Here is a 17,714-nt window from a genome sequence, read left to right as displayed (position 1 = left end):
GTTTCGAGGAATTACAAGATAAAGTTCAGTCGTTATTGACCACTCAAAATGTACCTTATGCGATCAAAATTGAGGGAACTTGGGCAGAGATCACTGTGGGAGGTGCAGATCCCGTTTCTCCGGAAGATACGACTGAGCTTGCAACATTAATGAAAGTGAGACCTCAGTACAAGGCAAAAAATATGAAAGGAACAATGGTGGGTTATTTTACGCCATCATTATTAAGTAACGTTGATCTTTCTCCGTTTCATTTTCATTTTATTTCGGATGATAGAAAATTTGCGGGGCATCTGATGTCCGGAAATCTTGTAAACGCAGAAATTAAAATTTATCTTAATGAAAAAAGCGGTTATGATATCGAATTACTGCGTGAAAACAGTCGCTTCCGTCAGTTGAAGTTTCAAGGTAAAGAATCTTCTGCTATTTACTAACTTTATACAAAATAATTATTATGGCAAAAACATATCAGGCGTTAGAAACTGCAGAACAGGAAGATGGCACGTACAGCTCAACAATTGTAGAAAAGCAAATTGAGGATATTCCTGATGGGAAAGTATTGATAAGAGTCGAATACAGTTCTCTGAATTACAAAGATGCATTATCTGCCAAAGGAAATAAAGGGGTAACGAGAAACTATCCCCATACTCCGGGAATTGATGCCGCGGGAACGGTTGAAGTCTCCTCTTCATCACTCTGTAAAAGTGGAGATCAGGTGTTGGTAACAGGTTTTGATCTGGGAATGAATACCAACGGAGGATTCGGGCAGTACATTGTTGTTCCTGAAAGCTGGATTATTAAGCTACCGGAAGGTCTTACAGCTAAAGAAGCGATGATTTATGGTACTGCTGGTTTTACTGCAGGTCTCTCTGTCCAGGCATTGCTTCGCAACGGAATCACGCCTGAAAAAGGGACTGTTGCAGTTAGTGGATCTACCGGAGGAGTCGGTTCGGTGGCAGTTGCTATTTTAGCAAAATTAGGATTTCAGGTGGCGGCAATCAGCTCAAAAGAAGAAGCAATTCCTTTTTTGAAATCATTGGGTGCAGCTGAGATTATTTCAAGACAGGATTTTGAAGATAAAAGCGTTAAAGCATTGCTTAAACCTCATTTTTCGGCGGCTATCGATACAGTGGGAGGCAATATTTTGGCAACTTTAATCAAAAGTCTTCATTATGAAGGAGTTGTTACGACCTGTGGAATGGTAGGCGGCGGAGAACTTAATACAACCGTTTTTCCTTTTATTCTTAAAGGCATTCAACTCATCGGAATTGACAGTGTGGAAATTCCCTTGGAAAAGAGACTTCCTGTATGGAAAAATCTGGGAATTGATTGGAAACCTCAACAGCTTAACGATTTAGCAAAAATAATAAGTCTTGAAGAACTGCCCGAATATATTGATAGAATACACAGCGGGAAAATGCAAGGGAGAGCGGTGGTGAAGCTTTAGGGCTTTAAATAGTGTTAGAACTTCATATTAGCTACTTTTTTTTGAGGTACACAATCTTACTAAAATAATCATACAGGTTATATAGAGAGCAATAATTGCTCTTTTTTTATTTTAGTGTTTCTAACTATTTCCCTTTAGTTCATTTTTATTTTATCGAGAGTAGTAAAAAAATAGATGAATTCTCTATGGTAATAAATAATGCTCAAATATTTTCATATTACTAGCGAATTCTGATTGTTATTGCACAGATAATAAAAGGTATGAGTAATTTATTGCTAGGAAATATTTTATACTGTATATTTAATTGTTTATCTCACTTGTGGGATATATATTTTAAAGTAAAGCGACTGTGTGGGGTTTGTTCACTTTAAAAGTTACATTATGAAACAACTGTATAAAAACCTTTTATTATCTATTGACAAAGAAGAAAAGATAGCTTCCCGAAATAGCAAAAGCGTTATTTGCGAAGCATATCATATGTTATCTTTTCTTCGAGAATTACTTACACAAATCAAAGCTGAGGTTTTGACAAATGGATTTGCAAACGCTCAGGATGAAATCGTCTTTTTCAAATGTGTTAAACCTCAGATTTTGGGAAAGCTTATTTTTTACAATAAGTTTATCATACTGGAATCCAATGCACCGCAGACGGATGAGCTTCTGCAGCTTTATTATGCTGAGCAGCTTAAGCTTCTCAACAAAGAATTTAAAAAGGATATTGGGGCTTCCGAGTTCTATAAATACTATCGTTCCGGAAGGATCGATAAGGACGAAACGTATTATAGACTAGGTAATATTAACTTTTATGAGGGCTTGAACAGTTTCTTTTTTGAAGTAGATGTTGAATTTTCAACACAGTATGATTACAGGATTGCGAAAATAATTTCGTTTGATCTATTACATAATTATGTCAGCTCCAAGCTGGGTAAAAGAGATGAATTTGGAAAGGATGCAGTTTCTACCGTTGAGAACTCAGACTTTTCATGGACCGATTCAAAAAATGCTCTGATCGAACTGATTTATGCGCTGCACATCTCGGGCAGTGTTTCCCATGGCAGAGCAGGAATCAAAAGAATCACCAAGCTATTTGAACAACTCTTTGAGGTCAACCTCGGGGATATTCATCACGCTTTCCATCAGATGAAATTTCGGGCAGGGGAGAAGGCAAGCTATTTGGTATTTCTGAAAAATTCCCTGGAGCAATATATGGATCGCGACATTTAAAGTACTCTCACGCTATAATATTGACAAAAATAGCAGGTAATGGGACGTTACCTGCTTTTTTTATGCCCATGTTTTATCAATCTGTTAGACAGAAATGCTGCCTTATAAGTTCTTTTTGACCCTATTATTTCGCTAATTTATTTTAAAAAAGTTGCATTTCCTTGGTAAGAGCTGACTACAGTCTTGTAAGATTCAGCGGAAAATACAGGCCAATTTTGGACAAGTAAACCAAATCATATAGGCCATGAATATCGAAAGGACTGAATTTTTACATTGGATGGATCAGATTATGAAACGCTTTGACATCCTTGCAGGTGACCTTGAAATAAGGGAAAAGAAAAGATTAAGTATTGACGGTGAAGAGTTACTGGATAACCAGGACGTGCTTCAGATGTTGAAAATAACCTATCGTGCATTGCAGCGCTACAGGACATTGGGCAAGATCAATTATTTCACGGTCAGCGGTAAGATTTTCTATAAAAGCTCCGACGTGCAACAGTTTATCCGCGAGAGTTACCATGGCGGAAAGTACAGGCCATTTAAGGACAATGAAGGATAAATGATTCATGAGCGATTTATCCGCCGGTAGATTCGTAGAAAATAAAAACTTTTTTATTATGAGTGAACAACAAATTTCCAAAGAGGAGCGCCAGCAGACGCTCGAAGCGATGTCAGATATTCTGCTGGTGCTCGACAAAAAGAAAAATAAAATTGAAGCAGTTCAGGGTGTGGATGAAAAGGGCGATCTAAAGAGTGCTGAGCCTAAGAAATCCAATCTGATGGATTTTATACGGATTGATAAAGCTGATCCGATCAGCAATTTCTTTTCAAATTTCTGGAGAAGGCTAAACGATCCAGGTTCCTTCAGGTTTTTCAAAAGTTCTGAAATTGATCTGTTTGATATTGTCAGAAAATTGCAGAAAGCGATTGATAATCCCAGTCCTGAAGGGATGAAGCTGCTGGAAGCCCTTGAAATTAATTATGATAAACTAAAAAAGCAAAATATGGACACAAATCAAACAAATGGCGCGGCGCCCCAGGAACAACCAAAGGCGACCTATAAATTTAAAATCGAAGACATCGACTGGAGCTCACTGGAAAAACTGAACTTAAACAGGGAACTGCTGGAGAAGAACGGACAGCTTGACAAACTTTTAAAGGGTTATAAAACGGATGGCGTTTATCGAATTGATGGCAATTTTGACGGAGTGGTCTGGAAAGGGGATGCACGTCTTGCCCTGAGAACCGTCAACGATAAAGTTGTGGTTATGGCGCATGGTGTAAGAATGGAACCCGATCTAAAAAACCAGTTTTACGGACATTCATTCACACCACAGGACAGAGAGAATTTGCTGAAAACCGGAAATATGGGGAGGGTCGCTGAGCTGACCAATTATTCGGACGGCAGCAAGGTAAAGGCTCTGATCAGCATTGATAAACTCACCAATGAAGTGGTTTCTTTTCCAGTAGACCTTATCAAGCTTAGCAATTCTTTCGGGGGCGTAAAATTGAGCCCCGAGCAAAAAGCAGAACTTCTCGAAGGTAAGCCAGTGCTGGTTGAAGGCATGAAAAACTCAAAAACAGGGGAATCTTTCAGCCAAAATCTCCAATATAATGCTGATGAGAAGAAGCTCGTCTTTGTTGGAAATATAAGTCAAAAGCAAGCCCAGACTCCAGGTATCAGTGATGAATTTAGAGGGAAGGTTCTGACAGATCAGGATAAGAAAATGCTGGAAGAAGGGTCGGTTATCCACCTAAAAGATATTGTTAACAGGGAAGGAACGAAACTTTATTCAGGATATCTCTGGTTTAACAAGGAAGAGGGCAGATTGAATTTTGACCTGAAAAATCCTGAACTCAGCAAAGGCAGTGAGCAGTCTCTTTCAGATAGCCAGAAACAAAAGGAGAATTCACAAAATACTAATGCTGCCCAGGATTCAGCCAAGGAGAACAGAAAGAAAACAAATGCTCCCAAACAGCGAGTGAACTAGACCTGCACCATGAGAGCAATATTGGCTGAAAAGCCTTCGGTAGCTTCAGAGCTTGCCCGAATTGTGGGTGCTACCGAAAAAAAGGATGGCTATTTTGAGGGCGGCGGATTTATGGTGACCTGGGCATACGGACATTTAGTAGGTCTGGCCATGCCCGAAGATTATGGGGTCAAGGGGTTCATCAAAGAATCCCTTCCGATTATTCCCGAGCATTTTATGTTGACCGGAAGGAAAGTAAGATCCTCAGGCGGTTATGTTGAGGATGAAGGATCTAAAAAACAACTGCAGACAATTTCCTATGTTTTTGACCGTTGCGACAGCATCATTGCCGCCACTGATGCGGGAAGAGAAGGTGAAGTTATTTTTCGTTACATTTATGAATATCTGAACTGTAAAAAATCTTTTGAAAGATTATGGATCAGCAGCCTGACCGAAAAAGCAATCATTGCAGGATTTGACAATCTGCAGAAAGGAAGTGATTTTGATGGTTTCTTTTATGCGGGCCGTGAACGTTCCCGGGCGGATTGGCTGATCGGGATAAATGCCACGCAGGCGCTGACGGTAGCGATGTCAGATGGTTTATTTTCTTTGGGGAGAGTGCAGACCCCTACGCTGGCACTCATCTGCAAAAGATTTCTCGACAATAAGGCCTTTGATATCAAAAACTATTTCCAGATCGAGTTGGAACATGCCAGAGAGGGAATTGTTTTTAAGACCGTTTCTGCGGATAAGTGGGAAGATAAAAAGAAAGCCGAAGCGATCATCCGGTTGGTTGAACGATCAGGAAATGCGGTTGTAAAGAAAGTTGAAACAAAACCGAGCATCATTCAGGCGCCGCTTCTCTTTGATCTCACAGGTTTGCAAAAAGAAGCGAATAAAAAACTTGGTTATTCAGCAGAAAGAACCCTGGAACTAGCGCAGAACCTGTACGAGAAGAAATTTATCACTTATCCAAGGACAGGGTCAAAGTATATTCCCGAGGATGTCTGGTCTGAAATTCCAGGACTGATCCTTGCTCTTAATTGCCGGAAATCCTGTCAAGATGCTGTAGAAAAAGTAAAGTGGGAGCGGTACAACAAGCATATTGTGAACAGTTTAAAAGTTACTGACCATTATGGTATTTTAGTTACCGAAAATATCCCCACCATGCTGGACGGGCAGGAAAATGCCCTATACGATATGATCGCAAAGCGGTTGCTTGAAGCGGTATCACCGGCCTGTTACCGGGAGATCACAGATGTGATGGTGTCAGTATCAGATTATGACTTTGGTTTGAAAACTGTTAAAATAACTTCAGGAGGTTGGAAAATGGTCAATGGAGATTTCGAGCAGGAGGGCGATGATCTGTTGGGTGACCTTCCTTCACTTCATGTAGGATTGCAGCTAAAAATCCACGGTTCTCAGGTACTTGCCAAGAAGACTAAACCACCTGCTTTGTTTACAGAAGCGGATTTGCTGGCAACGATGGAAAATGTAGGAAATACGATCAACGATGATCAGCAGAAAAAAGCGCTTAAGGGGATAGGTATCGGAACACCGGCTACACGGGCAGCCGTAATTGAAACGCTTTTTGAAAGGGATTATATAAGACGTGACAAGAAAGCACTTGTACCCACTGAAAAAGGAATGCTGGTCTACTCAATTGTGAGCGACAAGAAAATTGCAGATGCAGCGATGACAGCCCAGTGGGAGATCGCCTTTGAAAAGATCGAAAACCATGAGTTAAAGGCTAGCGTTTTCCGCGCAGATATCCAAATGATTACCCGCGAGATTACCGCAGAACTATTAAATATAAGTAGGCCATCCCGCCCGGAAGTTGATTTGCATTGCCCTAAATGCAGGGATAAAGTAGTCCTCAGGGATAAATTAGTCAAATGCGTTGATGATGCATGCGGCTGGATTATCTTTCGAAAAGTGTGTGGGGTACAGCTTTCGTATAAGGATATTGAAGACCTGCTTACAAAAAAACGGACCTCTCTGATCAAAAAAATGATAGGGAAAAGCAATAAATCATTTGAAGCCTTTATTGTTCTGCGATCGGACGGTTCAACTTCTTTTGAGTTCCCAAAAACAAAGAAAAGAAAGTCAAGATAACTTTCATGGTATGGTTTGGTGTTTGGAGCCTGGAATCTATAATGATTGCAGGCTTCTTTGTTTACGGACACAAATAGGATAATCTCCGCCAGATTAGGACTTCATAGGCTCAAAACCGGCTTTCAGGAGCCTGTGTAGCTAGGTTTACCGCTATAAAATTCATCAAAATTATAGCGATATGAAAAAGCAAATACAGGACTTTTCTTACTACCAGCTAAAGCTTAAAGACCATCTGGAATCCAGTTTCCCTGAAAAGGCCGGGGATACACATTTTATTGAGCAACGTTCCCGCTGGGCAGCCAATGCCTATGAGGGCGCATTTCGGGCTGGTAACGCCATTGAGCAGTGCGATGAAATCGCTGACTATATTCTATATGAAAATCTTCATTTCTCAAAGTTTAATACCCTTTTTGAGGTCTTAACTTATGAGTTTGCAGACATCTTCGATGAAGTTGAGTACCGTGACTTTGCAATAAAGATCCTTCCGGCCTGTGAGGAGATCTTTGGTCATTATGAACTGACGGATGATTTTGCCTATACCACGCACTATGACCTGCTGTATACCGAACTGACCGGTTTAATCGCACTGTGGATCGAGGAGCATGGCATTCGATAAGAAGCGTCACCTTCAGCAGAACATCGATGCGATACAGACCGTTTTCAATCTTGAAACCCAGGGGAGAAGTGCCTCCAATGAGGAAAAGCTTCTGCTGAAAAAATATTCGGGATTTGGGGGACTAAAATTTATCCTAAATCCCATTACTTCTCCTGACGACATCCGCAAATGGAAAGCCTCGGATCAACCCTGTTTTCCATTAACTTGGGAACTCAACAATCTTATAAGGGAAAACTCCAGAAATGATGCAGAATTTGACCGTTACATTTCTGCAATAAAAGCATCGATTCTTGATGCGTTCTATACTCCGGCTGAAATTGCAAAAACCATTGCCGGCGTAATTAATGATGCTGGCATCGGAATTACCAAATTGCTTGAACCATCTGCAGGGACGGGGGCTTTTATAGAGCCGTTTCTGGATAAAGAAGCACTGCGAATTACGGCCTATGAACAGGATCTGTTAACGGGAAAAATTCTGCAGCATCTCTATGGTCAGAACATTGATGTTCGGATCGATGGTTTTGAAAGCATTGGAGAATATGAAGGTGATTATGATTTGATCATCGGCAATATTCCCTTTGGAACCACTTCTGTATTTGATCTTCAGTATGCAAGGGGCAAAGATCCAGCTAGAAAGTTTGCCTCACAGGCTATTCACAACTACTTCTTTTTAAAAGCCACTGATAAACTAAGAGAAGGAGGCATTCTGGCTTTCATTACCTCCCAGGGAATTCTCAACAGCCCATCCAATCAAATTATTCGTGATGTGCTGATGCAGGAGCATCGTCTTATTTCTGCAATTCGTCTTCCCAATAATCTGTTTGAAAGCAGCGGTACTGCGGTTGGTACAGACCTCATAGTCCTTCAAAAAAATACAGCAAGGAAGGAATTATCCCATCGTGCGAAGGAGTTTATGGGGATTTTAGAGAACAAAAATTTATTGTTCTACCGAGGCAATAATATTATTTCCACCCGAACATTTAATGGTACGGATCAGTACGGAAAGCCTTCCACTATTTATGTGCACGATGGCGGACTTGAAGAAATAGCAACGGACTTGCGTCAAAAATTGACAGCAGATTTCACCCAATATTTTGACCGGGAGCTTTATGAAGACCAAAAACAAAGAGTTTCCTTACACAGTACGTCATTCAATAATACCAAGACGGCAGAAATTGCTGGCATATCAACATTTGCTACTGAAGACAAGGCAGTTCAGCTGAGTCTTTTTTCAGATACAGAGGTGAAAAAGATAGCCCGAAAGAAAACGGTAAAGAAAAATCCCGGAAAGCAGCCGGTTGCCTTTAAAACTGAGCAACTTTCATTGTTTGATGGTGACGGAGTATCCGTTTGGCAAGTAACACCCGGAACTTATAGTGTTGACGGGCAAAAAAGTAAGAGAAATAACAGAAGCAAGGAATTATCCGAGAAAAAATCTGGGGGTAACGAAGTCCTTTCTCTTTTTCATGACATACAAAGCACTATTCCATCTGATGATGAACCTATAATCTTCGACAGAGAGTCCAAACCTTTTTATAAGGACAACACCATGGTTGTTTTTATTGATCAGGTAGGTCGAATAAAGTGGAATCATCAGGAAGGACGTTATCTTTTTACCAAGTATAAACATTTACCGAAAGACACTGACCGGCTGAAACTATATATAGAACTAAGAGACTGTTATAACGCATTATATAGTTTTGAAGCAGCCCATCAACGTGAAGATCCCGAAAACAGAAATCTGCTTAATTCGCTTTATGACAATTTTCAAAAAAGATTTGGTGATCTTAATTCTGCTGAAAATATTAAATTGATCAAAAGTGATGCTTCGGGAAATGAGATCCCATCTCTGGAACGTGTTATCGGCGGCGTTATTCATAAATCCGACATTTTTGATCATCCGGTAAGCTTCGCACAAAAAGAAATTTCTGTAAGTACGGCGCACGAAGCGCTTTCCGCATCGCTTAATCATTCGGGAGGCGTAGATCTTTCCTTTATGTCGCGAATAAGCAATATACCGGAAGAAGAGCTCAGGGAAAACTTGAAGGGGCAAATCTATTTTAATCCCATTTCGGGAGACTTTGAGGTTTCGCAAAGATTCCTGTCAGGAAATGTCGTTGACAAAGCAAGGAGGCTTCAGGAATACGTAACCAATCATCCAGATGATGATAAAGCAAAATCTAGTCTGGAAGCGCTGCAGGGAGCTCGTCCGGATCTCATACAGTTTGAGCAGCTTGATTTCAATCTTGGGGAGCGCTGGATCGGAGCGGGGATCTATGGAAAATTCGCTTCACACCTGTTTGATACGGAGGTCAATGTTTATTATGCGGAAAGTAGTGACGACTTTTCAGTAAGCGCCGGCTCCAGCAATATCAAGATCACGGAGCGGTATGCGATCAAATCTGAGAGCCGGACTTTTGACGGTGTTAATCTTCTCCGTCATGCTCTTGTCAATACAACTCCCGATATTACAAAAACCGAATATCTGGCCGATGGAACAGAAGTTAAGGTCAGGGATATGGAGGCTATTCAGATGGCTAACGGAAAAATTGATGAGATTCGTCATGCCTTTACCGATTGGCTTTACCAGCAGGATGAGCATTTTAAAAAAGAGCTGACTGGGCGCTATAACGACCTGTTTAATTGTTATGTCAGACCGCATTATGACGGTACACACCAAACTTTTCCCGGACTTGACCGCAAGGCTCTTGGAATCGAAGATCTTTATGACAGCCAGAAAGACGCTGTATGGATGTTAAAAAGTAATGGCGGCGGAATATGTGACCATGAGGTAGGAGCAGGAAAATCCCTTATAATGTGCGTCGCTGCCCGGGAAATGAAAAGACTCGGATTGGTCCATAAGCCAATGATCATTGCGCTCAAGGCCAATGTTCATGAAATTGCCGAGAACTATCGCAAAGCATATCCATTTTCAAAGCTCCTGTATCCCGGCAAGAAAGATTTTACACCGCAAAAGCGGCTTAAGATTTTTGGAGATATTAAAAACAACGATTGGGACTGTATCATTTTAACGCATGATCAGTTCGGAATGATCCCGCAGTCTCCCGAATTGCAGCAGGAGATTCTGCAGGCTGAGCTTGATGCCGTTGAGCAGAATCTTGAAGTATTACGGAACCAGGGAAGAGATGTCTCCCGTGCCATGCTCAAAGGAGTTGAAATAAGGAAAAAGAACCTTTCCGTACGATTAAAGGCTTTAGAACATGATATTGAAAACAGGAAGGATGATGTTGTTGATTTTAAGATGATGGGCATTGACCACGTTTTTGTGGATGAGAGCCATAAGTTTAAAAACCTGATGTTTAACACCAGACATGAACGTGTTGCGGGTTTGGGAAATGTTCAGGGCAGCCAAAAGGCTTTGAATCTGCTTTTTGCTGTGCGGACCATTCAGGAGAAAACCGGTAAGGATCTTGGTGCTACTTTTCTGTCTGGGACAACAATAAGCAATTCCTTAACTGAACTTTATAGCCTTTTTAAATATTTACGACCGACCGCTCTGGAAAGGCAGGGTATTAATTGCTTTGATGCCTGGGCGGCTATTTTTGCAAGAAAGTCGATTGATTATGAATTCTCGGTAGCCAATAACATCGTCCAGAAGGAGAGGTTTCGGCACTTTATCAAAGTGCCTGAACTCGCTCAGTTTTATGCGGAAATAACCGACTACCGAACGGCCGAAGATATAGGCATTGACAGGCCTGTAAAGAATGAGATTCTTTATAATATTCCTCCGACACCTGATCAGGAAATTTTCATTAAAAAACTGATGGATTTTGCTAAGACCGGTGACGCAAAACTATTGGGCAGGGCACCCCTCAGTCCAACAGAAGAAAAAGCCAAAATGCTTATCGCAACGGATTATGCCCGAAAAATGTCCCTTGATATGCGGCTTGTAGCTCCGAGATATGGTGATGATCCCGGTAACAAAGCCTCAGTATGTGCCGCAAATATTGCTAAATACTACAGGCAATATGATGCACAGAAGGGAACACAGTTTGTCTTTTCAGATTTAGGGACTTTCAAGCCTGACCAATGGAATGTTTATAATGAAATCAAGCGTAAGCTTGTACAAGACCATAACATTCCTGCAGAACAGATCCGTTTCATCCAAGAAGCCAAAACCGAAGAGCGGAGAAAGGAAATGATCAAGCAGACCAATGAAGGAACCATTCGGATTCTTTTTGGATCTACCGAGATGCTCGGAACAGGCGTAAATGCCCAGAAAAGAGCCGTTGCTGTGCATCACTTGGATATTCCCTGGAGACCCTCTGACCTTGAGCAACGGGATGGCAGGGCGGTGAGGAAAGGAAATGAGATTGCCAAATTTTTTGCAGGAAATAAGGTGGATGTTTTTATTTATGCAGTCGAAAAATCATTGGATGCCTACAAATTCAATACTTTATCTAATAAGCAGCGTTTCATCAGTCAGCTTAAAAGCAATAGTTTACAGGTTCGCACGCTGGACGAAGGGGGAATGGATGAAAGTTCCGGAATGAATTTTTCAGAGTATGTAGCCCTTTTATCCGGCAATACGGATCTGCTTGAAAAGGCAAAGATTGAAAAGAAGATAGCCGCCCTCGAAAGCGAAAGACAGGCCTTCCTTAGATCTAAATGGAGCTCAGTATCCAAATTGGAATCCACTGACGAGGAGCTTCAGACAAGGACTATGCGGATGGAGCGGATGACTGTTGACTGGAATAATTTTCAGAATCGCATGGAAAAGTATGAAGATGGATATATTAAAAATAAGCTGCATATCAATGGATTGTCAAAACAGGCTGGCTTAAAAGAAATTGGAGCAGCCTTAAATAAGCTTGCAGCAACTTCCAGAACTACGGGGGCGTATGAAGAAATTGGTTCTCTTTATGGTTTTCAGATTCTTGTCAAGACAGAAATAAGGGAACATGAGGATCGCATCGAGCGTGATAACCGTTTCTTCATCTGTGGAGAGGGAAATATTAAATATACCCATAACAATGGTATCATGGCTAGTGATCCTGAACGGGCAAGTCTAAACTTTTTAAATGCCCTGCAAAAGCTTCCCGGTATCATTCAGGATGAACAACATAAAATCGATCAGTTGAAAAAGGATCAGGTCGTTTTGCGGGAAATCGTTAGCGGAGATTGGAACAAAGAAAAGCAATTAGCTACTTTAAAAACTGAGCTTGCATCAGTAGAGCGAAATATTCAGTTTTCATTGGACAAGGAGAAAGAAGATAAATTGGCTGACAGCCAACAAGAGAATGAGGATACTGCTAAAAAGTCAAAATCATTAAAGTTGTAAATCAAAACCCCAAAAAATCTCATTCAGATTTTTGGGGTTGTTGTTTTCACTCATTCTATAATTAGTCATTTCTGATCAGATGGGCCAGCTCAGGATCGTTTTGGATGCGGCTGAGTTCACTTGAAATAATTGTGGCAATATCAAGTTTTATCTGCCTGTAATTGGCGTCAATTTCGCTGTCCATTATATCTTCACCGGATGTCGACAGGAAATTCCTTATTTGAGGAATGGGTTTATAATTTTTGGTTTCCTGATCTACTTTCTCTGTATCTACTACTATTTGCGCGTGGAAGATCTTTTGTTCAATTTTTTCGCCAAAATTATCGGCCACTGCGCCGACAAACATTCCCTGAGAAAGAGTTGAAATTTTAGAAGCCGGAATCAGGCTGTCCAATTGAGTCGATATCGATGTGCTGGTATCATTACGGTTAATCGATATGGATTGCCGCTTTTGAACGATCTTACCGAATCTTTCTGAAAGTGTTTTAGCCGTTTCACCAACCACCTGACCTGAAAAGATATTTCCGACGGTATTTAGGATTACTTTTGCCTCCTTATCACCATAGTCACGTACTAATTGAGAGAAGTCCTGCAATCCTAGACAAACAGCCACCTTATTGCTTCTGGCTGTTGCAATTAGATTATCCAGTCCCCTGAAGTAAATTGTCGGAAGCTCGTCAATAATAACTGAACTTTTTAATTTGCCTTTCTTGTTTATCATTTTTACGATCCTCGAATTATAAAGACCCAATGCTGCCGAGTATATATTCTGCCTGTCGGGGTTGTTGCCTACGCAGAGGATTTTTGGCTCTTTAGGATTGTTGATGTCTAATGAAAAATCATCGCCGGACATAACCCAGTAGAGTTGTGGTGATATCATACGTGAAAGGGGTATTTTGGCAGAGGCAATCTGACCTTGAAGCTGATCCTGCGCTCCGCCTTCCCATGCATCAAAAAATGGACTAAGATAATTTTCAAGCTCCTGATAGCTGGTTAGTATCGTGAATATGTCCGCATACTTTTTGTTTAGCAATTCAATAGCATGTGGAAAGGTACAGTATTTACCATTTTCATAGATTTTTAAGAACCAAATGATTGCTGCCAGTAAGATGATCGGAGATTCCACAAAAAAATCGCCCTGTTTCTGGATCCATGTTTTGTTAAGATTTAGCATTATGGTGTATGATGCTTCATATGCATCAGAGATATCGGTCATGAATTTTGGATTGAGTGGATTACAGCGGTGGCTTTTACGGGGATTATCAAAGTTGATGACATAAAATTTGGGCTTTACTTTGTATTTGTCACTGTGGCGCAGCAGGTGATTGTAGGCAATCAAGGAAAGATCATCGAACTTGAAATCATAGATGTACATGGAGAAGCCTTTTTCGATGTGCTGCTTGATATAATTATTGACAATGGCATAGCTTTTACCACTTCCTGGAGTTCCCAGGACCATGGATGCACGAAATACGTTCACTACCGAAATCCAGCCCTCATTCCATTTTTTATCGTAGTAAAATTTTGTAGGAAGGTTGACCGAAAACTCATTTTCAATAAGCCTGGTTTCCTGCATGAAGCTTTCATTTTCATTATTGAATGGGTCGTCCATCAAGCGGTTCTTCAAAAGTCTGCTCATCCACAGACCGGCTACCATTAAGAGAATAAATCCGGCTGAAGTTATCACCATATAAAGAACGACTGAAACTGCACGTAGGGGAAAGCTTAAAAAGAACAAGATAGTACCCGCAATCAGATAGATGTTAATTTTTTTCCACCTTATTTTTTCATTTTTGACGCCCTTTGTTCCAAGACAGCTTAGAGCCAATAAAATCAGCGCAAACAGTTTGCTGTAGGTAGTATTATTAAAAAGACCAGAGGTTCTCTGGAAATTTTTGAGGATTCGTTCTATGACTTCCAATGTCCATCCCTGGTCGTGGAAAAAAGAATAGCAGAACCAGTAGAAATTCATCAATACCAATAGGATACTTACCGCCCGCATAAATGCCATGATCTTGGCGAGCCCTCTTACATCATCTTCTTGCATAGTAATATTTTTTTCATAGATATTACCTTGCATTTTGCGCTTTTAAGAAGTAGTTTTCTAAGTCATTAACTTTCCTATTGTTTCTTAATTAATTCAGATTAAAAACGTTATTTTAGGTCTGCTTTTTGTGAAAAATAGCGCGACTGCTTTACTTAGCATTAGGAGTGCTAATTGCTAATTTATTTTAAAGTCAGAGAATTATTTGCAACCTGAAATCATGGAAGATACGATTGGATTATTAGAAGAATATTTTGATAAAAAGAAATTTAGGGTAACTTATAAACAGCAGGATTACGACATTGTCCTTCTAAAGAAAGACCTTATCCAAGGCACTTCCGAAATAAATATATTTTTGGATGGAGTTGTTCAAAAGCTTGTCAAAAGAGATAGCAGATGGTCTTTTGATCATGGTAATGATGAAGAACTGGCAAATGATATTTGGAGAGTGATATCCTTGCGGTACAGGATTTTTAATTAAACTTAGGTTTAGAAGTCGCATATTCAACTTCTCAATTTGATGAAGTTGGGTAAACTGTAGTAGTCCTGTTTATAACAGGATGGTTAACAGAAGAAATATTGAAATATTTGGTGGAAGATCTAGAGAGAATTGCAAATATTTTTTAAGTAAATAAGAACTTAACAATCATAAAGGTGAAGTAAGATCATGTTCACCAGTTGTAAAATATGTTTTCGATGAAAATAGATAGATACTGAAACTTGAGAGCCATCTATGAGTGATAGCTTCTCTAATTTATTTTACTTTTATGCTTGCTTTAACGGCGAACGCCAAAATTTATACTATTGCAAATCAATAGATATCCAGTTTATTTTTATTCATTTCTAATCTGTCAATGCCGGATAATCAGTATATCCTTTAGGACCTGGGGTATAAAAGGTTTCTTTATCTGCTTCTGCCAAAGGTGCGTTTTTAGAAAATCGGGCTGGTAGGTCTGGATTAGAAATAAAAAGTTTTCCAAATGATACGAGGTCTGCATTTCCATCATTTATTATCTTATTTCCTTGTTCTAATGTAAAACCATTATTAATGATCAATGTACCTTTATAAATCTTACGGTATCGTTCCGCGATATTTGTTTCTGCGAATTTATTCTGGCTAACATCAGTTATGGGTTGAAGTAAATGGATATATGCAAGCGGATAATTATTTAAACGTTCTACAATGTAATCGAATGTCGGTATAGATTCTGAATCCAATTCAATACCAGCTAAACCATGAAGTGATGGATTTAGACGGATACCTACTTTATTGAGGTCTACACCTGCTTCCTGCATCGCATCCAGAACATCGAAAAGAAAACGTGCCCGGTTTTCGATAGATCCTCCATATAAATCAGTTCTTATATTGGAACTTTTACTGAAGAACTGATGGAACAAATAACCATTGGCAGCGTGAAGCTCGATCCCATCGAACCCTGCCAGGAAGGCATTTTTTGCGGCCTGGACAAATTCAGATATGGTTTTTCGGATATGCTCCACTGTCATAGCTGTCGGTGTAGCGGTGTCCAAAAATCCGCTTGGGGTAAACACTTTATCATGTGCATTCAACGCCGACGGAGCAACAGGCTGATTGCCATCTAATATATCAGGATGTGACATACGGCCTACGTGCCACAACTGGGCAAAAAACAAATTGCCATATGGACGTACTGCATCAGTTACTTTTTTCCATCCTTCTATCTGCTCTTGTGTATAAATGCCTGGTACATTAATATATCCTGCTGCTTCCTTACTCACCCACGTGCCTTCGGAAATTAGGAGACCCGCTGTTGCCCGTTGTTTGTAATATTCCGCCATCAGATCATTAGGAACATTTCCTTCGTTATCAGCTCGCGCACGGGTCATAGGCGCCAGAACAACTCTATTTTTTAGGATTAAATTTTCTGTTTTAAAATCATTTAAGAGTGTTTGTTTCGACATTATTGATTAATTTTTTTTAAATTATAATTTCTTTGAACTATAGAATCAGGTGATATTTAAAAGCTTTTAAAACTTGTTCACAGACAGTAGCTTACTACCATGAACAAGTTTGTTAATTATTTAACTGTGGCGGATGCGATCAAAGCATCTCTGTTTTCAGCTAGAAACTCTTCAACAGTTTTTGCAGGTCTGCCAAGAATATATGGAATATCATTTTGAACCATCGACATGTATGACATTCGTCCATCCAGCATTTGCTTAACAAATTCTATATTGGCGCTTGCGTACCATTTATCGGCACCGCCTGCAATCCAGTCTTCGATCAGTTCCTTGAATTCTTCAAGTCCCTTTTCTTCACATTTGATTTCAAGCCCTGTCACTTTACTCATCAGCTGTGCTATCTCCTGACCATTATGACTTTCCACACTCAGCCAATAATCTTTACCTGCATGGCGATCAGGACCATCTACAAGAACCTGTGCGGCCACTGCAGCAATATCACTTGCAGCAATATATCCAACCCTGCGGTCTTTCCAATAGGTGGTATAAGTCAAGTTTTTCGGAAGATAAGCGCCTGTTAAGGCTTCCATAAACATATTAGGATGAAGATGGGTCCAGGCAATACCGCTCGCTTCAATATATTTTTCAATCATCTGATGCCAGGCAAAATGAGCATCCGTAGTATCCCATTCGGCAAAAACACCTACGTGTACAATATGACCCACGCCAGCTTTTTTAGCAGCGTCCACCAAAGTTTTACTTTGCGTAAGCATACCAACGGTGTAACCTGTGAGTAAAAAAACCCGGTCTACCCCTGCGAGTGCCAAAGCAAACGTAGTGGGATCATCCAAATCAAGAAATCTGCAATCTTTGCCTTCGCTACGCAGCCTGTCTACTTCTGCCTTTTTTCTGGAAGTTATCCGTATGTTGACGGATTTTTCCTCAAGTTCTTTAACTACCTGCTTCCCGATTGTTCCGCTGGCTCCCAAAACCAGAATCGTGGGATTTTGACTATTATTCATTTGAGCTGTATTTAAGTTAATCTGTGATAGCTGACA

At 40.3% G+C, this 17,714-nt stretch carries 12 protein-coding genes; 9 read left to right on the top strand and 3 right to left on the bottom strand.

Features of this window, described 5'->3' with window-relative positions; all coding sequences use genetic code 11:
* From BUA89_RS18030 to BUA89_RS17995, 8 genes are all read left to right on the top strand, one after another.
* On the top strand, positions 1 to 431 hold a 431-nt coding region (locus BUA89_RS18030; protein ID WP_143152389.1), incomplete at its 5' end, for an acetolactate decarboxylase.
* A gap of 20 nt (positions 432 to 451) precedes the next feature.
* On the top strand, positions 452 to 1,444 hold the full coding sequence (locus BUA89_RS18025; RefSeq protein ID WP_072961691.1) for a YhdH/YhfP family quinone oxidoreductase: 993 nt from the start codon (positions 452 to 454) through the stop codon (positions 1,442 to 1,444).
* A 381-nt stretch (positions 1,445 to 1,825) separates the two neighbouring features.
* Entirely contained in the window at positions 1,826 to 2,668 is an 843-nt protein-coding gene (locus tag BUA89_RS18020) for an RteC domain-containing protein (protein WP_072961688.1), read from the top strand.
* Between the two features lie 244 nt (positions 2,669 to 2,912).
* A complete protein-coding gene (locus BUA89_RS18015) occupies positions 2,913 to 3,227 on the top strand; it encodes a helix-turn-helix domain-containing protein (protein ID WP_072961684.1) in 315 nt (104 codons plus the stop codon).
* A 58-nt stretch (positions 3,228 to 3,285) separates the two neighbouring features.
* A complete protein-coding gene (locus tag BUA89_RS18010) occupies positions 3,286 to 4,659 on the top strand; it encodes a DUF3945 domain-containing protein (RefSeq protein WP_072961722.1) in 1,374 nt (457 codons plus the stop codon).
* Between the two features lie 9 nt (positions 4,660 to 4,668).
* Complete coding sequence (locus BUA89_RS18005) at positions 4,669 to 6,753, top strand: type IA DNA topoisomerase (protein ID WP_072961681.1); 2,085 nt, start codon at positions 4,669 to 4,671, stop codon at positions 6,751 to 6,753.
* A 178-nt stretch (positions 6,754 to 6,931) separates the two neighbouring features.
* Complete coding sequence (locus tag BUA89_RS18000; RefSeq protein ID WP_072961677.1) at positions 6,932 to 7,369, top strand: DUF1896 family protein; 438 nt, start codon at positions 6,932 to 6,934, stop codon at positions 7,367 to 7,369.
* Entirely contained in the window at positions 7,356 to 12,671 is a 5,316-nt protein-coding gene (locus BUA89_RS17995; RefSeq protein ID WP_072961674.1) for an N-6 DNA methylase, read from the top strand. The genes BUA89_RS18000 and BUA89_RS17995 overlap by 14 nt, the downstream gene beginning before the upstream one ends.
* 61 nt (positions 12,672 to 12,732) lie before the next feature.
* On the opposite strand, the gene mobC is transcribed toward BUA89_RS17995, so the two are convergent.
* Positions 12,733 to 14,718 (bottom strand): conjugal transfer protein MobC, encoded by a 1,986-nt coding sequence (mobC, locus tag BUA89_RS17990; protein ID WP_072961719.1) that lies wholly within the window; start codon positions 14,716 to 14,718, stop codon positions 12,733 to 12,735.
* A gap of 217 nt (positions 14,719 to 14,935) precedes the next feature.
* Between mobC and BUA89_RS17985 the strand changes: the two genes are divergently transcribed.
* Positions 14,936 to 15,196, top strand: coding sequence for a hypothetical protein (locus tag BUA89_RS17985; protein ID WP_072961670.1), 261 nt, complete (start codon positions 14,936 to 14,938; stop codon positions 15,194 to 15,196).
* 362 nt (positions 15,197 to 15,558) lie between these two features.
* On the opposite strand, the gene BUA89_RS17980 is transcribed toward BUA89_RS17985, so the two are convergent.
* On the bottom strand, positions 15,559 to 16,656 hold the full coding sequence (locus BUA89_RS17980; protein ID WP_072961667.1) for an alkene reductase: 1,098 nt from the start codon (positions 16,654 to 16,656) through the stop codon (positions 15,559 to 15,561).
* 116 nt (positions 16,657 to 16,772) lie between these two features.
* Positions 16,773 to 17,678: an NmrA family NAD(P)-binding protein gene (locus BUA89_RS17975; protein WP_072961664.1), complete on the bottom strand. Its 906-nt coding sequence runs from the start codon at positions 17,676 to 17,678 to the stop codon at positions 16,773 to 16,775.
* Positions 17,679 to 17,714: the final 36 nt, after the last annotated feature.

The organism is Chryseobacterium arachidis, from assembly GCF_900129245.1.
Taxonomy (GTDB): domain Bacteria; phylum Bacteroidota; class Bacteroidia; order Flavobacteriales; family Weeksellaceae; genus Chryseobacterium; species Chryseobacterium arachidis.
This window is presented reverse-complemented; position numbering and strand designations above follow the sequence as displayed.

Bases quoted from the DNA above. Each gene is read 5' to 3' on its own strand.
- BUA89_RS18025 (WP_072961691.1), top strand. From the start codon at position 452: ATGGCAAAAACATATCAGGCGTTAGAAACTGCAGAACAGGAAGATGGC.
- mobC (WP_072961719.1), bottom strand. From the start codon at position 14,718: ATGCAAGAAGATGATGTAAGAGGGCTCGCCAAGATCATGGCATTTATG.
- BUA89_RS17980 (WP_072961667.1), bottom strand. From the start codon at position 16,656: ATGTCGAAACAAACACTCTTAAATGATTTTAAAACAGAAAATTTAATC.
- BUA89_RS17995 (WP_072961674.1), top strand. From the start codon at position 7,356: ATGGCATTCGATAAGAAGCGTCACCTTCAGCAGAACATCGATGCGATA.
- BUA89_RS18000 (WP_072961677.1), top strand. From the start codon at position 6,932: ATGAAAAAGCAAATACAGGACTTTTCTTACTACCAGCTAAAGCTTAAA.
- BUA89_RS18015 (WP_072961684.1), top strand. From the start codon at position 2,913: ATGAATATCGAAAGGACTGAATTTTTACATTGGATGGATCAGATTATG.
- BUA89_RS18005 (WP_072961681.1), top strand. From the start codon at position 4,669: ATGAGAGCAATATTGGCTGAAAAGCCTTCGGTAGCTTCAGAGCTTGCC.
- BUA89_RS17975 (WP_072961664.1), bottom strand. From the start codon at position 17,678: ATGAATAATAGTCAAAATCCCACGATTCTGGTTTTGGGAGCCAGCGGA.
- BUA89_RS17985 (WP_072961670.1), top strand. From the start codon at position 14,936: ATGGAAGATACGATTGGATTATTAGAAGAATATTTTGATAAAAAGAAA.
- BUA89_RS18010 (WP_072961722.1), top strand. From the start codon at position 3,286: ATGAGTGAACAACAAATTTCCAAAGAGGAGCGCCAGCAGACGCTCGAA.
- BUA89_RS18020 (WP_072961688.1), top strand. From the start codon at position 1,826: ATGAAACAACTGTATAAAAACCTTTTATTATCTATTGACAAAGAAGAA.